The following is a 15,591-nucleotide window of genomic DNA, read 5'->3' as shown; positions in this document are numbered from 1 at the left end:
CTTGCGCAGCGAAATAAAGGAGGAGCCCGAAGGGCGGGGGACATTCGCGGAGCAAGGTACCCCGTCGGCGTGAGCGCGCCCCGAACATACAGCGCGGCGAATCGAAAAGCAGACCCGCATGTCAGTGCGAGTGGCCTTGGTGGCCATGATGGCCGTGGTCATGATCATCGTGCGAGTGGTCGTCGAGCAGCTCCGGCGCGAGCACCAGCGGCTTCGGGCCTTTGCTGCTGCCATGAGCGTGGCCGTGGTCATGGTCATGGCTGTGGCCGCCACCATGCGAATGCTCGTGCGAGCCATAGGCACCGCCCTCGGGCTCGAACGCCTCCTCCACCGCCACGACGATCAGGTGCATCGACCGCAGCATGTCGGCCAGCACATGGTCGGGCTCGATCTTCAGGTGATCGGGCTTCAGTTCGATCGGAACATGCCGGTTGCCCAGGTGATAGGCCGCGCGCGTCAGGTCGAAGGGCGTGCCGTGGGCGGTGCAGTGCGTGATGCGCAGCACCGGCTGCGGCGCCGCGATCACGCGAACCAGGGAGCCGTCTTCGGCCACCAGCACATCGCCGCCCCGCACCGCCGTGCCGCGCGGCAGGAACACGCCGATCTGGCGGCCCTGCGAATCGGTGGCGTCGAAGCGGCTCTTCTGGCGGACGTCCCAGTCGAGCTCGATGGTGGCGGCGCGCTTGAGCAGCACGGGCGCGAGGCCGCGGCCCTGGGGCATGAGTTTGTTGGCGGTGAGCATGGTGGCTTGCGGCTCCAAATGAGGCGGATTAATATAACGCCTGTTATAACTTCTGTTCAACGGAGCGTCCCATGTCCGCCCTCAAACTGACCCAGATCGGTAACTCCGTCGGCATCATCTTGCCCAAGGAGGTATTGGCGAGCATGAATGTGGGCAAGGGCGATACCGTCTATCTCACGCAGGCCGCCAACGGCGGTGTGACGATCTCGCCGTACGACGACGAGTTCGAGCGGCAGATGGAAGCGGCGCGCCGCGTCATGAAAAAGCGGCGCAACGTCCTGCGCGAGCTTGCCAAGTGAGCGCGGCCAACCAGCAATGGGTCTGGCTGAATCTGGCCGTGATTCAGCTTGTCCATGAAGAGCAGCTCGCCGAGCACGGCGGCCCGGCTGGCGTGCGTGACGAGGGAATGCTCGCGTCCGCCATGGGTCGGCCGCAGAACCGCGCGATGTACGAGTCTCCCGACGCGGCCACGCTGGCCGCGAGCTACGCATTCGGCATCGCACGCAACCACCCGTTCGTCGACGGCAACAAGAGAACCGCGTTCGTCGCGATGGAGACCTTTCTCGGTCTCAACGGCTTCGAGCTCCTCGCGTCCGACGAAGACTGCGTGCTGAAGACGCTCGGCCTCGCGGCGGGGGAGATCGATGAAGACTCCTTTGCCCAGTGGATTCGCGAGCACCTCGCACAGCGCAGCGCCTGACATTCAGAACAGGAAATACCGCTGCGCCATGGGCAGCAGCTTCGCCGGCTCGCAGGTCAGCAGATGCCCGTCGGCGCGCACCGCGTAGGTCTGCGCGTCGATCTCCATCTTCGGCGTGTAGCCGTTGTGGATCAAGTCCTGCTTGCGCACGTTGCGGATGTTCTTCACCGCGCTCAGGTGCTTGCTCAGGCCGTAGCGCTCCTTGATGCCCGAGGCCAGCCCGGCCTGCGAGACGAAAGTGAGCGAGCTCCCGGCGAGCGAGCCGCCGTAGGCGCCGAACATCGGGCGGAAGTGCACCGGCTGCGGCGTGGGAATGGATGCGTTCGGGTCGCCCATCGCGGCCATCGCGATGGTGCCGCCCTTCAGGATGGTGAAGGGCTTCACGCCGAAGAAGGCCGGCTTCCAGACCACGATGTCTGCCCACTTGCCGACTTCGAGCGAACCCACCTCGTGCGCGATGCCGTGCGCGATGGCGGGGTTGATCGTGTACTTGGCGACGTAGCGCTTCGCGCGGAAGTTGTCGTTGCGCTCGCTGTCTTCCGGCAGGCTGCCGCGCTGCAGCTTCATCTTGTGCGCGGTCTGCCAGGTGCGGATGATGACCTCGCCGACGCGGCCCATGGCCTGGCTGTCGGAGCTGAACATGCTGATGGCGCCCAGGTCGTGCAACACGTCCTCGGCGGCGATGGTCTCCTTGCGGATGCGCGACTCGGCAAAGGCCAGGTCCTCGGCGATGCCGGCGTCGAGGTGGTGGCACACCATGAGCATGTCGACGTGTTCGTCGAGCGTGTTCACGGTGTAGGGCATCGTGGGGTTGGTGGAAGAGGGCAGGAAGTTGGCCTCGCCCACCACGCGCAGGATGTCAGGCGCATGGCCGCCGCCCGCGCCTTCGGTGTGGAATGCGCAGATGGCGCGCCCGCCCACGGCGGCGATGGTGTTCTCGACGAAGCCCGATTCGTTGAGCGTGTCGCTGTGGATGGCCACCTGCGTGTCGGTGGCGTCGGCCACGTCCAGGCAGTTGCTGATGGCCGCGGGCGTGGTGCCCCAGTCTTCATGCAGCTTCAGGCCGATGACGCCGGCCTCGATCTGCTCATGCAGCGCGCCCGGCAGGCTGGCGTTGCCCTTGCCGAGGAAGCCCAGGTTCATCGGAAAGGCGTCGGCCGCCTGCAGCATGCGCTCGATGTGCCAGGGGCCGGGCGTGGAGGTGGTCGCGAAGGTGCCGGTGGCGGGGCCGGTGCCGCCGCCGAGCATGGTGGTCACCCCGGAAGACAGCGCTTCTTCGATCTGCTGCGGGCAGATGAAGTGGATGTGGCTGTCGATGCCGCCGGCGGTGACGATGTTGCCTTCGCAGCTGATGATCTCGGTGCCCGGGCCGATGACGATGTCCACGCCCGGCTGCACGTCGGGGTTGCCGGCCTTGCCGATGGCGGCGATGCGGCCGTCCTTCAGGCCGATGTCGGCCTTGACGATGCCCCAGTGGTCGAGGATGAGCGCGTTGGTGAGCACCGTGTCGACGGCGCCCTGTGCCCTGGTGCGCTGCGACTGCGCCATGCCGTCGCGAATGGTCTTGCCGCCGCCGAACTTCACTTCCTCGCCGTAGCCGCCCGCGCGCAGCGTGTAGTCGGCCTCGACTTCGATCAGCAGTTCGGTGTCTGCAAGACGGACGCGGTCGCCCACGGTGGGGCCGAAGATTTCGGCGTAGGCACGCCTTCCAATGGTCGCCATCAGAGTTTCCCTTGAACCAGGCCGCGAAAGCCGTAGACGATGCGATCGCCCGAAAAATCGACCAGTTCGACCGTGCGCTGCTGCCCCGGCTCGAAGCGCACCGCGGCGCCCGAGGCGATGTTCAGCCGCATGCCGCGCGCGGCCTCGCGGTCGAAGCCGAGCGCGCCGTTGGTCTCGGCGAAGTGATAGTGCGAGCCGACCTGGATCGGCCGGTCGGCGGTGTTCTGCACCACCAGCGTGAGGGTGCGTCGGCCGGGGTTGAGCGTGTGCTCGCCGTCGTCGGTGAGGAGTTCGCCGGGGGTCATGGCCAGCCTTGTCTCAGATGGCTTGCGCCAGCAGCGCCGCGCCCAGGCCGAGCACCGCGGCGCCTGCCACGCGCGGCAGCCATGCGTTGGCATGGCGCAGCGCCCATCCCGCCGCGATGCCCGCCACGTGCAGCAGCACCGTGGCGCTGACCATGCCGGCCAGCGTGAGGGCCGCGCCTTCTTCGATCGCCAGTTCGTAGCCGTGGGCCACGCCGTGGAAGACGGCGAACACGCCGACCACGCCCATGGCCACCACCGCCGGCAGGCGCACGCGCGTGGCCACCAGCAGGCCCAGCACCAGCAGCGAGGCCGCGATCATCGGCTCGACCGCCGGCAGCTGCATGCCGGCCAGGCCCATCAGCGCGCCCACCAGCAGCATGCCCGCGAAGGCCAGCGGCGCCCAGAGCAGGTCGGGCCAGGCGCGGCGCGCGGCCAGCGCGCTCCAGAAGCCGACCGCGACCATTGCGGCCAGGTGGTCGGCGCCGGTCAGCGGGTGCAGGAAACCGGTGGTGAAGCCGTGATGCATGCCGCCGTCGACGCCGGTGTGGGCGCCGGCCGCAAGCGGCAGCAGCAAGGCGGCGAGGGCAAGGGTTCTGGAAATGTTGTGGCGCATGGAAAGTCCTTTTGTTCTTCGAGTTTCAGACGATGGGCTGGTGGACGGTCACGAGCTTGGTGCCGTCGGGGAAGGTGGCTTCGATCTGGATGTCCGGGATCATCTCGGCGATGCCGTCCATGACGTCGGCGCGGGTCAGCACGCTGCGCCCGTCGCTCATGAGTTCGGCGACGCTCTTGCCGTCGCGCGCGCCTTCCATCACGGCGGCGGAAATCAGGGCGATGGCTTCGGGGTAGTTCAGCTTCAGGCCGCGCGCCTTGCGGCGTTCGGCGAGCAGCGCCGCGGTGAAGATCAGCAGCTTGTCTTTTTCGCGCGGGGTCAGTTCCATGGGATTGGCATCGGGTGGCGGGGAGAGGCGGCCATTATGGGCAAGCTGGCTTCTTTGCAACAGTCGTGCCCTGTTCGCCAAAAGCCGTACGGATGGCATGAAAGATGCACCGAAACGGTGTGAACCCTGATGCCGTACCCACCACTCCCGACGACGCCCCCCAGCGCATCGTCAAGGTGCGGCGCGACTACAACAGCTGGGTCGCCAGCGAAACGCTGGAAGACTACGCCCTGCGCTACACCCCGCAGCGCTTTCGCAAGTGGTCCGAATGGCGGGTGGCCAACACGGCCTTCGGGGCGGCGTCGTTCCTTATCCTGGAGGCGGTGGGCGCCACGCTGCTGGTGCAGTACGGCTTTGCCAACGCCTTCTGGGCGATCCTGGCGACGGGGCTCATCATCTTCCTGGCCGGCCTGCCGATCAGCGTGTACGCGGCGCGCTACGGCGTGGACATGGACCTGCTCACGCGAGGCGCCGGCTTCGGCTACATCGGCTCCACGCTCACCTCGCTGATCTACGCGAGCTTCACCTTCATCTTCTTCGCGCTCGAGGCGGCGGTGATGGCCTATGCGCTGGAGCTGGCGCTGGGCATTCCGCCGGTATGGGGCTACCTGGTGTGCGCGCTGGTGGTGATTCCGCTGGTCACGCACGGGGTGTCGGCCATCAGCCGGCTGCAGCTGTGGACGCAACCGCTGTGGCTGCTGATGCTGGTGGTGCCTTTCGGCTATGTGCTGATGCGCGATCCTGGTGCTTTTGCGGGCATCGTGCACTACAACGGTGTCAGGCCGGGCACGCAGGGCTTCAATCTGCACCTTTTTGGCGCAGCGCTCACGGTCGGCATCGCGCTGATCACGCAGATGGGCGAGCAGGCCGACTACCTTCGCTTCATGCCCGCGCGCACCGCGGCCACGGCGCGCCGCTGGTGGGCCGGGGTGCTGGCCGGCGGTCCGGGCTGGGTGGTGCTGGGCGTGCTCAAGATGCTGGGCGGGGCGCTGCTGGCCTACCTGGCGATCACGCACATGGTGCCGGCCGATCGCGCGGTCGACCCGAACCAGATGTACCTCGCGGCCTACGAGTACGTGTTTCCGAACTACGGCTGGGCGGTGGCGGCCACGGCGCTGTTCGTGGTGATCTCCCAGCTCAAGATCAACGTGACCAACGCCTATGCGGGCTCGCTGGCCTGGAGCAACTTCTTCTCGCGCGTGGCGCACAGCCACCCGGGGCGCGTGGTGTGGGTGGTGTTCAACGCGCTGATCGCCTTCATGCTGATGGAGATGAACGTGTTCGAGGCGCTGGGCGACGTGCTGGGACTGTTCGCCAACATCGCCATCGCCTGGATGATGGCCGTGGTGGCCGACCTCGTCATCAACAAGCCGCTGGGGCTGTCGCCGCCGGGCATCGAGTTCAAGCGGGCGCACCTGTGGGACATCAACCCGGTGGGCGTGGGCGCGATGGCGCTGGCCTCCGTGCTGTCGATCACCGCGCACCTGGGCGTGTTCGGGCCGCTGGCGCAGGCGTTCTCGGCGCTGATCGCGCTCGGCACGGCGCTGGTGGCGTCGCCGCTGCTGGCGTGGGCCACGGGCGGCAAGTACTACCTGGCGCGCGGCTCGTGGGCGAACGGCGCCGTGGCCTTCGCGCCCGCGCCGGGCCCGCGCGCGGTGCGCTGGGCGAAGGTGGCGCACGACGACAGCTATCGCCGCCTGAAGGTGCAGCACTGCGTGATCTGCGAGCGCGAGTACGAAGGGCCCGACATGGCGCACTGCCCGGCCTACCAGGGCGCGATCTGCTCGCTGTGCTGCACGCTCGACGCCCGCTGCGGCGACCTGTGCAAGCCGCATGCGAGCCTGTCGGCGCAGTGGTCGGCGGTGCTGCGCTGGCTGCTGCCGCGGCGCAGCTGGCGCTACCTGGACACCGGGCTCGGGCATTTCCTGCTGCTGATGCTCATCATCGTGCCGCTGCTGGCGGTGGTGTTCGGCGTGCTCTACCAGCAGGAGCTGCGCGCGTTCGGCGAAGGCGCGCTGGAGCTGGCCTCGCAGGCCGACGTGGCCGCGGCGCTGGCGGGCGTGCAGAAGCTGTCTTTGCGCTCGGGCTTCCTGAAGGCCTACATGGCGCTGCTGGTCATCGCGGGCATCGTGGCGTGGTGGCTGGTGCTCGCGCACCAGAGCCGCAAGGTGGCGCAGGAAGAGTCGAACCGCCAGACGCACCTGCTGGTGCGCGAGATCGAGCTGCACCGCGAGACCGACCGCGCGCTGCAGGCGGCCAAGCAGGCGGCCGACGAGGCGCGCGAAGTGGCCGAGCACGCCAAGCTCGCGGCCGAACTCGCCAAGCAGGCCGCCGACCAGGCCAACCAGGCCAAGAGCCGCTACATCAGCGCCATCAGCCACGAGCTGCGCACGCCGCTCAACAGCATCCTGGGCTATGCGCAGCTGATGGGCGAGGACCAGTCGGTGCCGCCGCACCGGCAGCAGGCGGTGGCGGTCATCAAGCGCGGCGGGGAGCATCTGCTGTCGCTGATCGAAGGCACGCTGGCCATCGCGCACATCGAGGCCGGCAAGCTCACGCTGCATGCGCGGCCGATGCGCTTTGCCGACACGCTGCGCGAGCTGGCCGACATGTTCGAGCTGCAGGCGGCGGAGAAAGGGCTGCAGTTCCGCTTCGAGGCGGCGGGCCCCTTGCCGGAGGTGGTGCGCGCCGACGAGAAGCGCGTGCTGCAGATCCTCATCAACCTGCTGGGCAACGCGATCAAGTTCACGGCGGCGGGGCAGGTCACGCTGCGGCTGGCCTATGCGCGCGAATTTGCCTCGGTCGAGATCGAGGACACGGGCCCCGGCATGCCGCCCGAGGACATCGAGCGCATCTTCGAGCCTTTTGCGCGCGGCAACGCGGTGGGGGCCGCGGGCGCGTCGGCCGCACCGGGCGCGGGGCTGGGGCTCACCATCGCGAAGATGCTGACCGACCTGATGGGCGGCGAGATGAAGGTGCGAAGCACGCCGGGCGAGGGCTCGCTGTTCTGCGTGCGCCTGTTCCTGCCGCGCGTGCATGACACGGCGGCCGGCACCGGGCGGCCGGTGCCGGTGCAGCGCGCGCGGCGCGGCTACCAGGGACCGCGCCGCCGCCTGCTGGTGGTCGACAACGAGGAGGCCGACCGCGACCTGCTGGGCCATGTGCTCGCGCCGCTGGGCTTCGAGCTGCGCAGCGCGGCCAGCGGGCACGACGCGCTGGACCTGATCGCCGCCGGCTACCGGCCCGACGCGATGTTCGTCGACCTCGCGATGCCCGGCATCGACGGCTGGGAGACCATCCGCCGCGCGCGCAAGCTGGGGCTGACAGGGGCGTCGGTGGCCATCGTTTCCGCCAACGCCTTCGACAAGGGGCTCGACAACGACGTCGGCATCGCGCCCGAGGATTTCTTCGTCAAGCCGGTGCGGCATACCGAACTGCTCGACTGGCTGGAGCGCAGGCTGGGGCTGCAATGGACCGACACCGCCGCCGCCACGCCGGCCGCCGCAGTGCCGCCGCGCGCGTTGCAGGCGCCGTCGCTGCCTCGCCTGCGAGCGCTGGAGGAAGCGGTGAGCCTCGGCTACTTCCGCGGCATCATGAACCAGCTCGACGACATCGACGCCGCGCAGCCCGAATGCATGGCGTGGACCGAAGCCCAGCGCGTGCTGGCCCGGCAGTTCCAGTTCGAGGCCATGAGCCGCGCGCTGGCAGAGGCGGCAGTGAGCGCGCCATGACCACGACCAACCCTTCGAACCCGACCATGGAAACATCGCCGCTTGCCCGCACGCTGCGCGAGCAGCAGGGCGCCAACAGCGACCTCGTGCTGATCGTGGACGACGTGCCCGACAACCTCGCGGTGCTGCACGACGCGCTCGACGAATCGGGCTATACGGTGCTGATCGCCACCAACGGCGAACAGGCCCTGCAGCGCGCCGCGCAGGCCCGGCCCGACATCGTGCTGCTCGACGCGATGATGCCGGGCATCGACGGTTTCGAGGTCGCGCGCCGGCTCAAGGCCGATGCAGCCACGGCGCACATTCCCATCGTGTTCATGACCGGCCTGACCGAGACCGAGCACCTGGTGGCCGCGCTGGAGGCGGGCGGTGTCGACTACGTCACCAAGCCCATCAAGCCGAAGGAGGTGCTGGCGCGCATGAACGTGCACCTGCAGGGCGCGCGCCGCGCCCGTCAGGACGCGCAGCAGGCCGGCCAGGCGCGCAATGCGCTCGACGCCTTCGGCTACGCCAGCATCACGGTGAGGCTGCCCGAGGGCCGGTTGATCTGGCAGACGGCGCTGGCGCGCGACCTGCTGGAGCGCTACTGCGAGACCCGCGCGCCGGAGACGCCGCCCGCCGTGCTCGAGTGGCTGCGCAGGCATGCGCCCGATGCGCGGCAGCGCGGCATCGAGCCGCCGCCGCTGTCCATTGCGCAGGGCGCCGGCAGCCTCACGCTGCGGCTGCACCAGCAGACCGGCAGCGACGACGACGGCGACGAGTGGATGATCATCATGCGGGAGGTGTCCGGCACCGGCGTGATCGAGGCCATGAGCCTGAGCCTGAAGCTCACGGCGCGCGAGGCCGAGGTGCTCTACTGGGTGGTCAAGGGCAAGACCAACAAGGATATCGGCGAAATCCTGGGCAGCAGCCCGGCCACCGCCAAGAAGCACCTGGAGCGGGTGTACGTGAAGCTCGGCGTCGAGACGCGCACGGCCGCCGCGGGCGTGGCCATCAAGCGCATCCGGGAGCTGCAGCCGCAGTTCGAGATCTGAGCGCTTCGGCGGGGCCGGTTGCGCCGCGTCATGGCGTCGACTTTCGGCGTCCCTAGAATGGTTCGAGGGCCCCAGGCATGCGCTCCATGAAGAATAACAGGCAAAGAACCACGACTCCACCGCCGCACCGCGGCGCAACGCTTGCCGCTTCCTGCCTCGCATTCGCGAGCCTGGGCGCGCAGGCGTCCGGGCATTTCGATGTCGACGACGCAGGCATGCTCGACCCGGGCCAATGCCAATACGAAACCTGGTGGGGCCGCGCCGGCGCGGAGCCGGTCACGGGCTTTCACTTCGGGCCGGCATGCCGGGTCGGACCGGTCGAACTGGGCCTGAACTTCGACCGCAGTTCGGTGGCGGGCGTGCATTCGCTCACCGGGGGCCTGCAGCTCAAATGGAACTTCCTCGGACAGGCGCCGGACGCGCCGTTCAGCGCAGCCTTGTCCGCGAGCACCGTTTCCGATCTGAAGCGCGGCGGCCGCACCGGCGGGCAGTTCGTCGTGCCGATGACCTGGCGGCCCGCCAGCAGCCTGCAGGTGCATGTGAACCTGGGTGCCGACTGGGCGCCGGGCACCGGCGTTCGCACACCCCGCGGCGGCGCCGCCGTCGAATGGGCGCTGAACGACACCGTGTCGCTCATTGCGGAGCGCAACCGCGCGGCGGGCGAGTGGACCTCGCGCATCGGCGGGCGCTTCAGCCTCACGCCGCTCATCAGCGTGGATGTGAGCACCTCGCGCACCGGCTCGCAGGGCGTGCGCGGCTTCGTGGTCGGGCTCAACCACGAGTTCACCTGGAAGTGAAGCGCCGTCAGCGCAGGTAGCGCAGGATCCGCTTTTCGTCTTCGGCCAGTTGCTGGCGCATCAGCGAGATGAAGTCGCGCGCGGTGGCCGACAGCACCTTGCCCGCGGGCATGGCCAGCAGGCAGGTGAAGTACACGTCGACCGAGAACTTGCGCACCACCAGGCCGTGCTCCGCATAGTCGAGCGCGGTGATCGGGTTGACCATGCCCACCCCCAGGCCGCGCAGGGCCATTTCGCACACGCTTGCCGCGTAGGGCGTCTGCACCAGCACGCGCAGCGCCACGCCGTGGGGCGCCAGTGCGGCCTCGAGCCGCTGGTGCGAAGGGTCTTCCGGGTTCAGCGCGATGAAGGGCGCTTCGGCCAGTTGCTCCGGCTTGATGGTCTTGAAGCGCGCGAGCGCGTGGTCCGGCGGCATCACCACCACGCCGGGAAAGCGCGCGAATGTCGAATGGTCGATGCCCTCGAGAGACAACTCGTCGGCCATCAGGCCGAAGTCGGAGATGCCCATGGCCACGCGGTCGCGCACGTCTTTGGAGCTCAGCACCTGCAGCGACACCTGCGGCCAGGGGCTTGCGCCGCGGTGCGCCTTCAACCGTGCCAGTGCGCGCGGCATGAAGCCCAGGCCGTAGGCCGGGAAGCAGCTCAGCTCGAGCTGGCTCACGCCGAAGTCGCGCAGGCTGCGCACCCGGTGCTCGATGGCGTCCATGCCGATGAACACCCGTTCGACCTCGATCCACAGGGCGCGCGCCTCGGGCGTGGGCACCAGCCGGCCGCCCGTTCGCTCGAAAAGCAGCATGCCCGCCTGTGCTTCGAGACGCTTGAGTGACTGGCTGATGGCGGGCTGCGTCAGCTGCAGCAGGGCGGCCGCCTTGCGCGTGGAACCGCCGCGCATCAGGGCCCGGAAGGTCTCGATTTCAGCAAAGCGCATCGATAAGTTTTGTTATCGGTTGAGTATCTGGGGCTGCGTAATTTTATTTTTGATTGCATAAGATTTGGGCACAACCTACAACGCAAGACGCTCGTGACGACATCGCCAGTTCTGGACTTCAAGTTCGCAGCACCGCCAGCGGATCCTTCGGCCCCTCATTCGGGCGCTTCGCCGGGCATGGTCCGGGACCGCACCCCCAAGCCCCTGCGCAACCCACGCCTGCGTGGCCTGCAGTGCCTGCGATGCGACGCGCTCTACCCGGTCACGCTGACGCACGACGGCTGCCCGGCCTGCAAGCGCGAGGGCGTTCACGTCGCGCTGCGCGCCAGCTACCTGCCCGACGGTCCGGCCGATACCCTGCCCATGCCCTATGGGCAGGGCTTCACGCTGGGCGAGGGCAACACGCCGCTGCAGGATATGCCTGAACTGGCAAGGCAGTTCGGCGTCGCGGGCCTGGCGCTCAAGGACGAGTCGTGCAATCCGACCGGCTCTCACAAGGACCGCATGACCGCGGTAGGGGTGGCGCAGGCCTTCGACTTCGATGCGCACACGCTGGTGCTGGCCTCTTCGGGCAACGCGGCCGTGTCGGCGGCGCACTATGCCTGGGCCGCGGGCCTGGGCTGCGAGGTCGCCACCTACGAGGGCTTGCCCGCCACCTACGCACGCCAACTCGATGCGCTGGGCGCGCGGCGCTACGTGTTCGCCGACAACGCGGGCCGCTGGGCCTTCGTGCGCGAGCGTTCGCAGCACCCGGGCTACTTCGCGCTGACCAACTACCGGTTGCCCGCGCTGGGCAGCGCACCGCTGGCGATCGAGGGCTACAAGCCCATCGCCCTCGAATGCGTGACCGAAGGCGGCCTGCCCGATCACATCGTCATTCCCACCGCACGGGGCGACCTGGCCTGGGGCATCTACGCGGGCTTTCGCGACCTGCTGGCGGCTGGGCGCATTGCACGCCTGCCGCAGCTGTGGCTCGTGGAGCCCTTCGCGCGGCTGTCGCGGGTGCTGGCGGGCGGTGCGATCAACGGCAGCTACCCCGGCCACACCGCGCAGTTCTCGACCGCCGGCGCCACCGTGACCTACCTGCAATGGCAGGCCGCGACCGCCACCCGCGGCGGCGCGGTGGTGGTGGGCGACGAAGAAGCCCGCGAGGCGCGCCGCCTGCTCACCGCGGCCGGCGTGAGCGCCGAGCTGTGTTCCGCAGGCGGCCTTGCCGCGCTGAAGAAGCTGCGCGAGAGCAACGCCGTCGCGGCCGACGCACGCGTGGTGCTGATGCTGACCGCCAGCGCGTCGAGCGACCCGAGCTGGCCAGATCCAGCGGCCTGACCCGCGGCCCGATTTCGCGCCAGCGGTTCCAGCGGCGGGCCGCCAGCCCGGCTATCTGGCGTCGCTGTAGACGGTGGCGCGCGACACACCCATGTGCGCCGCGGCAATCTCGGCGCCGCGGCGGACTTCCAGCAGGCCCGCCTTCTTCAGGTCCTGCACCAGCTGCTTGCGGTCCGCCGGCTTGAGCGAGCGCGAGGTGGTCGCGCGCGCGGCCGCGAATTCGTCGATGCGCGCATGGATGCGGTCCGTGTGGTTGCCGCCGGCCTCGATGTGCTCGTGCACTTCCTTGTCGTCGATGCGGGTGAACTGCGAGATCGCGCCCTGGAAGCTCTGGAACAGCGTGAGGTCGACGTTCAGGCACAGCGCCGCCACGTACTCGCCGCTCTCGTCCTTGATGCCGATCGAGGTGCTCTTGACCTTGCGCCCGTCCGGAAAAGTGTTGGCGTAGTTCGCGATCACCGCCGGGAACTCCGGGTCGCGGATGCGCGCCAGGCCCAGCTCGGTGACCGACTCGCCCACTTCGCGGCCGCTCAGGCTGTTTTCGATGGCGTAGATCGCGTTCTTCGGATTGCTCAGGTCGTGCACCACCACTTCGCAGAAGGGCGCGAAGGTTTCGCCCAGGCCTTCGGCCATGCTGCGCAGCATCTCGAGCACCTGCTTGTTCGACTTCTTTTTCATCGCATGGAATGTATCCAGCGCTGGACTAAAAATCTAACTTATACAAAAAGTATATAGTTGGATGTATTATCCAGTTTTGTCCATGGAGTCGCGAATGACCTCGAAAGACCGCGCGCGCTACGTCGATCCGCGCACCGGCAGGCACCACGAACTGTCGGGGCGCCGCTGGCGCTCCGACGACGGCAACCCGATGCTCGTCACGCCGCTGCCCGGCATCTCGCGCGACGACATCGATTCGCGCGCGCGTTCGCTCTGGCGCTACCGCGCGTCGCTGCCGGTGGCCATCGAGAACCCGGCGAGCATGGGCGAGGGCTGTACGCCGCTGGTGCAAAAGCGCTGGGGCGGGCTCGCGCCGTACTTCAAGCTCGAATGGTTCAATCCGACCTGCAGCTTCAAGGACCGCGGCGCGGCCGTGATGATGTCGTTCCTGCGCCAGATCGGCGTCGATGCGGTGCTGGAAGACAGCTCGGGCAACGGCGGCGCTGCCATTGCCGCGGCTGGCGCGGCGGCGGGCATGCGCGTGAAGGTGCTGGCGCCGAGCTACACGCCGGCGCCCAAGGTGGCGCAGATCCGCGCTTTCGGGGCCGAGGTGCAACTGGTGCCGGGGCCGCGCGAGGCGTCGGAATGCGAGGCGGTGCGCCAGTCGGAATCGATTTTCTATGCGAGCCACAACTGGCACCCCTTCTTCCTGCAGGGCACGAAGACGCTGGCCTATGAGCTGTGGGAAGACCTGGGCTTCGCCGCGCCCGACAACGTGGTGATTCCGACCGGGGCGGGCAGCAACGTGCTGGGGTGCTGGATCGGCTTCAAGGAGCTGCTGGCTGCGGGGCAGATCGGCAAGCTGCCGCGCATCTTCGTGGCGCAGCCGCTGAACTGCTCGCCCATCGATGCGAGCTTCATGGCAGGCACGGACACGCTGGTGGAGCGCGTCGTTCAGCCGACCATCGCCGAAGGCACGGCAATCAAGCGGCCCGTGCGCCTGCCGGAAATCATTCGGGCCCTGCGCGAGACCAACGGCAAGACAGTGGCGCTGACCGAAGAGCAGATAGCGGCGGCGGTGCGCCAGTTGGCCGCGAGCGGTCTCTACGCGGAGCCGACATCCGCCTCGGCCGCGGCGGCCATCGAGGTGCTGGCGCAGCGCGGCGACATCCGCGCCGGCGAGACGACGGTTGCGCTGCTGACCGGCACGGGCCTGAAGTCCACCCAGTTCATGACCGGGTTGTTCGGAGGCGCTTCCTGACAGCGCGCCGCCACGGCCCGGCTCACCACGGCCACGCGATGCGCGTGCCCGATCCGGTTTCGTCCGCCCGCGCCTGCAGCAGGCGCGCGACGGTCAGGTCCTGCAGCGCGAGGCCGGTCATATCGAAGACCGTGATGTCTCCGTGCGCTCGATGGAAGGGCGTTTTTCCACTCAGCAGGTCGCCGAGTTCGGTGCCTTGCGTGTCGGGCGCCCATTGGGTCTCGCCGATCTGCCGCGCCTGGGTGGCGTCATCGACGAACAGCCGCGTGCGCGGCAGCAGGCCTTCGGGCAGTTCGCGTTTGCCGCGGGTGTCGGCGCCGACGCAGTTCAGGTGCGTGCCGCTCTGCACGGCCTCCAGGTCGAAGAGGGCGCCGCCGCCCGGGGTGGCGGTGATCACCACGTCGCTGCGTGCGACGGCCGCATTGCGGTCGCTGGCGGGGGCGATGTTGCAGCGCCCCGCGAATGCAGCTTCGAATGCCGGCTTGCGCTGGCCGTCGGCGCTCATATAGAGAACGTCGCTCAGCGAGGGCAGCAGGCGCAGCGCAAAGTCGAGCTGGATGCGCGCCTGCACGCCGGTGCCGAACAGGCAAAGGCGCGTGCTGTCGGGCCGCGCAAGTTGTTGCAGGCCGAGCCCGCCCGCCGCGCCGGTGCGCACGGTCGTGACCGCGTTGCCGTCGATCACGCACAGGGGGCGGCCGGTGGCCGGGTCGATCAGCAGGATCGTGGCCTGGTGCGGCTCGCCGCCGCGCTGCCGGTTGGCGGGCCAGAAGCCGGCCGCCTTGAAGCCGAGCAGGCCCTGGGCCTGCACGTCGCCCGACTTGATGCCGAAGACGCCGCCGGTCTTCAGCGGTTCGCGCACGACCGGGAACACCCGGCCTTCGCGCTCGCTGTGCAGGACGAAGGCCTCGCGGACGGCTCGCAGCACGTCATCGGGAGAAAGGAGAGCGTCGACCTGGTTCTTGTCGAGCAGGAGGAGCCGGGCGTCGGCAGGGGCTGGAGATGGCGTCATCTGGAAATATTATCTATTTCCAGACGAAAAATATAGGCCTGGCCGGCGAAGTCAGCGCCCCGTGTGCACCTTGATGCGGATGCTCGCGACGTCCCAGCCCCTGTTCTTGAGCCTCGTCACCAGCATCGGCGCCAGTTGGCGCAGCTTGGCGGCGGCGGCGCTGCCTTGCACCAGCAGGCACCACACGTCGCCTTCGGCCGGCCCGGCCTGTATAGCCCCGCGCATGGCGGGTGGAATCAGGCCTTCCACGGCTTTCAGCCGCTCCGCCGTGTCGCGGGCGCGCGCCATCAGGCTTCCCAGCGTGGGCGAGCCTTCGGCAGCTTGCTGCAGCGAAATGGCGGGGGGAGTGCGGCGATACATGGGTAATCCAGGGGTTAGAAACAAGACAGCTAAAATGCCCGGTTTGCCGACGTTCGCGCCGGAAAAAGGGCCGCTTGC

Annotated in this window: 16 protein-coding genes; 7 read left to right on the top strand and 9 right to left on the bottom strand. The window is 68.6% G+C overall.

The window, feature by feature from the left end; all coding sequences use genetic code 11:
- Positions 1 to 121 precede the first annotated feature (121 nt).
- Complete coding sequence (gene ureE, locus AC1RVW_RS09655) at positions 122 to 742, bottom strand: urease accessory protein UreE (protein ID WP_493199534.1); 621 nt, start codon at positions 740 to 742, stop codon at positions 122 to 124.
- 71 nt (positions 743 to 813) lie between these two features.
- Between ureE and AC1RVW_RS09650 the strand changes: the two genes are divergently transcribed.
- Both AC1RVW_RS09650 and AC1RVW_RS09645 read left to right on the top strand, forming a co-directional pair.
- Positions 814 to 1,041, top strand: a complete 228-nt coding sequence (locus AC1RVW_RS09650; RefSeq protein ID WP_422085254.1) for an AbrB/MazE/SpoVT family DNA-binding domain-containing protein — start codon at positions 814 to 816, stop codon at positions 1,039 to 1,041.
- Positions 1,038 to 1,442 carry a type II toxin-antitoxin system death-on-curing family toxin gene (locus AC1RVW_RS09645; RefSeq protein WP_081267909.1) on the top strand — a complete coding sequence of 135 codons (405 nt, stop codon included), beginning with the start codon at positions 1,038 to 1,040 and terminating at the stop codon, positions 1,440 to 1,442. Before AC1RVW_RS09650 ends, AC1RVW_RS09645 begins: the two co-directional genes overlap by 4 nt.
- Positions 1,443 to 1,445: 3 nt before the next feature.
- On the opposite strand, the gene ureC is transcribed toward AC1RVW_RS09645, so the two are convergent.
- The 4 genes from ureC to AC1RVW_RS09625 are packed head-to-tail and all read right to left on the bottom strand — an operon-like array spanning position 1,446 to position 4,410.
- The gene (gene ureC, locus AC1RVW_RS09640; RefSeq protein WP_493199531.1) at positions 1,446 to 3,164 is read right to left on the bottom strand and encodes an urease subunit alpha; all 1,719 of its coding nucleotides are present in this window, start codon (positions 3,162 to 3,164) and stop codon (positions 1,446 to 1,448) included.
- On the bottom strand, positions 3,164 to 3,469 hold the full coding sequence (locus AC1RVW_RS09635; RefSeq protein ID WP_081267911.1) for an urease subunit beta: 306 nt from the start codon (positions 3,467 to 3,469) through the stop codon (positions 3,164 to 3,166). The genes ureC and AC1RVW_RS09635 overlap by 1 nt, the downstream gene beginning before the upstream one ends.
- Before the next feature lie 13 nt (positions 3,470 to 3,482).
- The gene (locus AC1RVW_RS09630) at positions 3,483 to 4,082 is read right to left on the bottom strand and encodes a HupE/UreJ family protein (protein WP_493199528.1); all 600 of its coding nucleotides are present in this window, start codon (positions 4,080 to 4,082) and stop codon (positions 3,483 to 3,485) included.
- 25 nt (positions 4,083 to 4,107) lie between these two features.
- A complete protein-coding gene (locus AC1RVW_RS09625) occupies positions 4,108 to 4,410 on the bottom strand; it encodes an urease subunit gamma (RefSeq protein WP_056512745.1) in 303 nt (100 codons plus the stop codon).
- A 104-nt stretch (positions 4,411 to 4,514) separates the two neighbouring features.
- Between AC1RVW_RS09625 and AC1RVW_RS09620 the strand changes: the two genes are divergently transcribed.
- The 3 genes from AC1RVW_RS09620 to AC1RVW_RS09610 all read left to right on the top strand — a co-directional run bounded on the left by AC1RVW_RS09620 (position 4,515) and on the right by AC1RVW_RS09610 (position 9,972).
- Entirely contained in the window at positions 4,515 to 8,141 is a 3,627-nt protein-coding gene (locus tag AC1RVW_RS09620; protein WP_493199525.1) for a hybrid sensor histidine kinase/response regulator, read from the top strand.
- The gene (locus AC1RVW_RS09615; protein WP_409196158.1) at positions 8,138 to 9,175 is read left to right on the top strand and encodes a response regulator; all 1,038 of its coding nucleotides are present in this window, start codon (positions 8,138 to 8,140) and stop codon (positions 9,173 to 9,175) included. Before AC1RVW_RS09620 ends, AC1RVW_RS09615 begins: the two co-directional genes overlap by 4 nt.
- An 86-nt stretch (positions 9,176 to 9,261) precedes the next feature.
- A complete protein-coding gene (locus AC1RVW_RS09610) occupies positions 9,262 to 9,972 on the top strand; it encodes a PA4824 family protein (RefSeq protein WP_253819847.1) in 711 nt (236 codons plus the stop codon).
- Between the two features lie 7 nt (positions 9,973 to 9,979).
- On the opposite strand, the gene AC1RVW_RS09605 is transcribed toward AC1RVW_RS09610, so the two are convergent.
- Positions 9,980 to 10,900, bottom strand: a complete 921-nt coding sequence (locus AC1RVW_RS09605; protein WP_409196157.1) for a LysR substrate-binding domain-containing protein — start codon at positions 10,898 to 10,900, stop codon at positions 9,980 to 9,982.
- 93 nt (positions 10,901 to 10,993) lie between these two features.
- On the opposite strand from AC1RVW_RS09605, the gene AC1RVW_RS09600 reads away from it, so the two are divergent.
- The gene (locus AC1RVW_RS09600; protein WP_493199522.1) at positions 10,994 to 12,226 is read left to right on the top strand and encodes a pyridoxal-phosphate dependent enzyme; all 1,233 of its coding nucleotides are present in this window, start codon (positions 10,994 to 10,996) and stop codon (positions 12,224 to 12,226) included.
- A 51-nt stretch (positions 12,227 to 12,277) separates the two neighbouring features.
- Here AC1RVW_RS09600 and AC1RVW_RS09595 read toward each other — a convergent pair whose 3' ends face one another.
- The gene (locus tag AC1RVW_RS09595; RefSeq protein WP_493199520.1) at positions 12,278 to 12,904 is read right to left on the bottom strand and encodes a helix-turn-helix transcriptional regulator; all 627 of its coding nucleotides are present in this window, start codon (positions 12,902 to 12,904) and stop codon (positions 12,278 to 12,280) included.
- Positions 12,905 to 12,998: 94 nt separating this feature from the next.
- On the opposite strand from AC1RVW_RS09595, the gene AC1RVW_RS09590 reads away from it, so the two are divergent.
- Positions 12,999 to 14,144, top strand: a complete 1,146-nt coding sequence (locus tag AC1RVW_RS09590; RefSeq protein WP_493199518.1) for a threonine synthase — start codon at positions 12,999 to 13,001, stop codon at positions 14,142 to 14,144.
- 22 nt (positions 14,145 to 14,166) lie between these two features.
- On the opposite strand, the gene AC1RVW_RS09585 is transcribed toward AC1RVW_RS09590, so the two are convergent.
- Positions 14,167 to 15,153 carry an ornithine cyclodeaminase family protein gene (locus tag AC1RVW_RS09585; protein ID WP_493199516.1) on the bottom strand — a complete coding sequence of 329 codons (987 nt, stop codon included), beginning with the start codon at positions 15,151 to 15,153 and terminating at the stop codon, positions 14,167 to 14,169.
- Positions 15,154 to 15,204: 51 nt separating this feature from the next.
- Positions 15,205 to 15,513 (bottom strand): hypothetical protein, encoded by a 309-nt coding sequence (locus AC1RVW_RS09580; protein WP_081267917.1) that lies wholly within the window; start codon positions 15,511 to 15,513, stop codon positions 15,205 to 15,207.
- Between the last annotated feature and the right edge of the window lie 78 nt (positions 15,514 to 15,591).

It is taken from the genome of Variovorax sp. MPBD4-3 (assembly GCF_058809745.1).
This window is presented reverse-complemented; position numbering and strand designations above follow the sequence as displayed.

What these genes read in the sequence shown, in the direction of transcription:
- AC1RVW_RS09605 (WP_409196157.1), bottom strand. Translation starts at nt 10,900, where the DNA reads ATGCGCTTTGCTGAAATCGAGACCTTCCGGGCCCTGATGCGCGGCGGT.
- ureE (WP_493199534.1), bottom strand. Translation starts at nt 742, where the DNA reads ATGCTCACCGCCAACAAACTCATGCCCCAGGGCCGCGGCCTCGCGCCC.
- AC1RVW_RS09625 (WP_056512745.1), bottom strand. Translation starts at nt 4,410, where the DNA reads ATGGAACTGACCCCGCGCGAAAAAGACAAGCTGCTGATCTTCACCGCG.
- AC1RVW_RS09590 (WP_493199518.1), top strand. Translation starts at nt 12,999, where the DNA reads ATGACCTCGAAAGACCGCGCGCGCTACGTCGATCCGCGCACCGGCAGG.
- AC1RVW_RS09620 (WP_493199525.1), top strand. Translation starts at nt 4,515, where the DNA reads ATGCACCGAAACGGTGTGAACCCTGATGCCGTACCCACCACTCCCGAC.
- ureC (WP_493199531.1), bottom strand. Translation starts at nt 3,164, where the DNA reads ATGGCGACCATTGGAAGGCGTGCCTACGCCGAAATCTTCGGCCCCACC.
- AC1RVW_RS09585 (WP_493199516.1), bottom strand. Translation starts at nt 15,153, where the DNA reads ATGACGCCATCTCCAGCCCCTGCCGACGCCCGGCTCCTCCTGCTCGAC.
- AC1RVW_RS09595 (WP_493199520.1), bottom strand. Translation starts at nt 12,904, where the DNA reads ATGAAAAAGAAGTCGAACAAGCAGGTGCTCGAGATGCTGCGCAGCATG.
- AC1RVW_RS09630 (WP_493199528.1), bottom strand. Translation starts at nt 4,082, where the DNA reads ATGCGCCACAACATTTCCAGAACCCTTGCCCTCGCCGCCTTGCTGCTG.
- AC1RVW_RS09610 (WP_253819847.1), top strand. Translation starts at nt 9,262, where the DNA reads ATGAAGAATAACAGGCAAAGAACCACGACTCCACCGCCGCACCGCGGC.
- AC1RVW_RS09650 (WP_422085254.1), top strand. Translation starts at nt 814, where the DNA reads ATGTCCGCCCTCAAACTGACCCAGATCGGTAACTCCGTCGGCATCATC.
- AC1RVW_RS09615 (WP_409196158.1), top strand. Translation starts at nt 8,138, where the DNA reads ATGACCACGACCAACCCTTCGAACCCGACCATGGAAACATCGCCGCTT.
- AC1RVW_RS09635 (WP_081267911.1), bottom strand. Translation starts at nt 3,469, where the DNA reads ATGACCCCCGGCGAACTCCTCACCGACGACGGCGAGCACACGCTCAAC.
- AC1RVW_RS09580 (WP_081267917.1), bottom strand. Translation starts at nt 15,513, where the DNA reads ATGTATCGCCGCACTCCCCCCGCCATTTCGCTGCAGCAAGCTGCCGAA.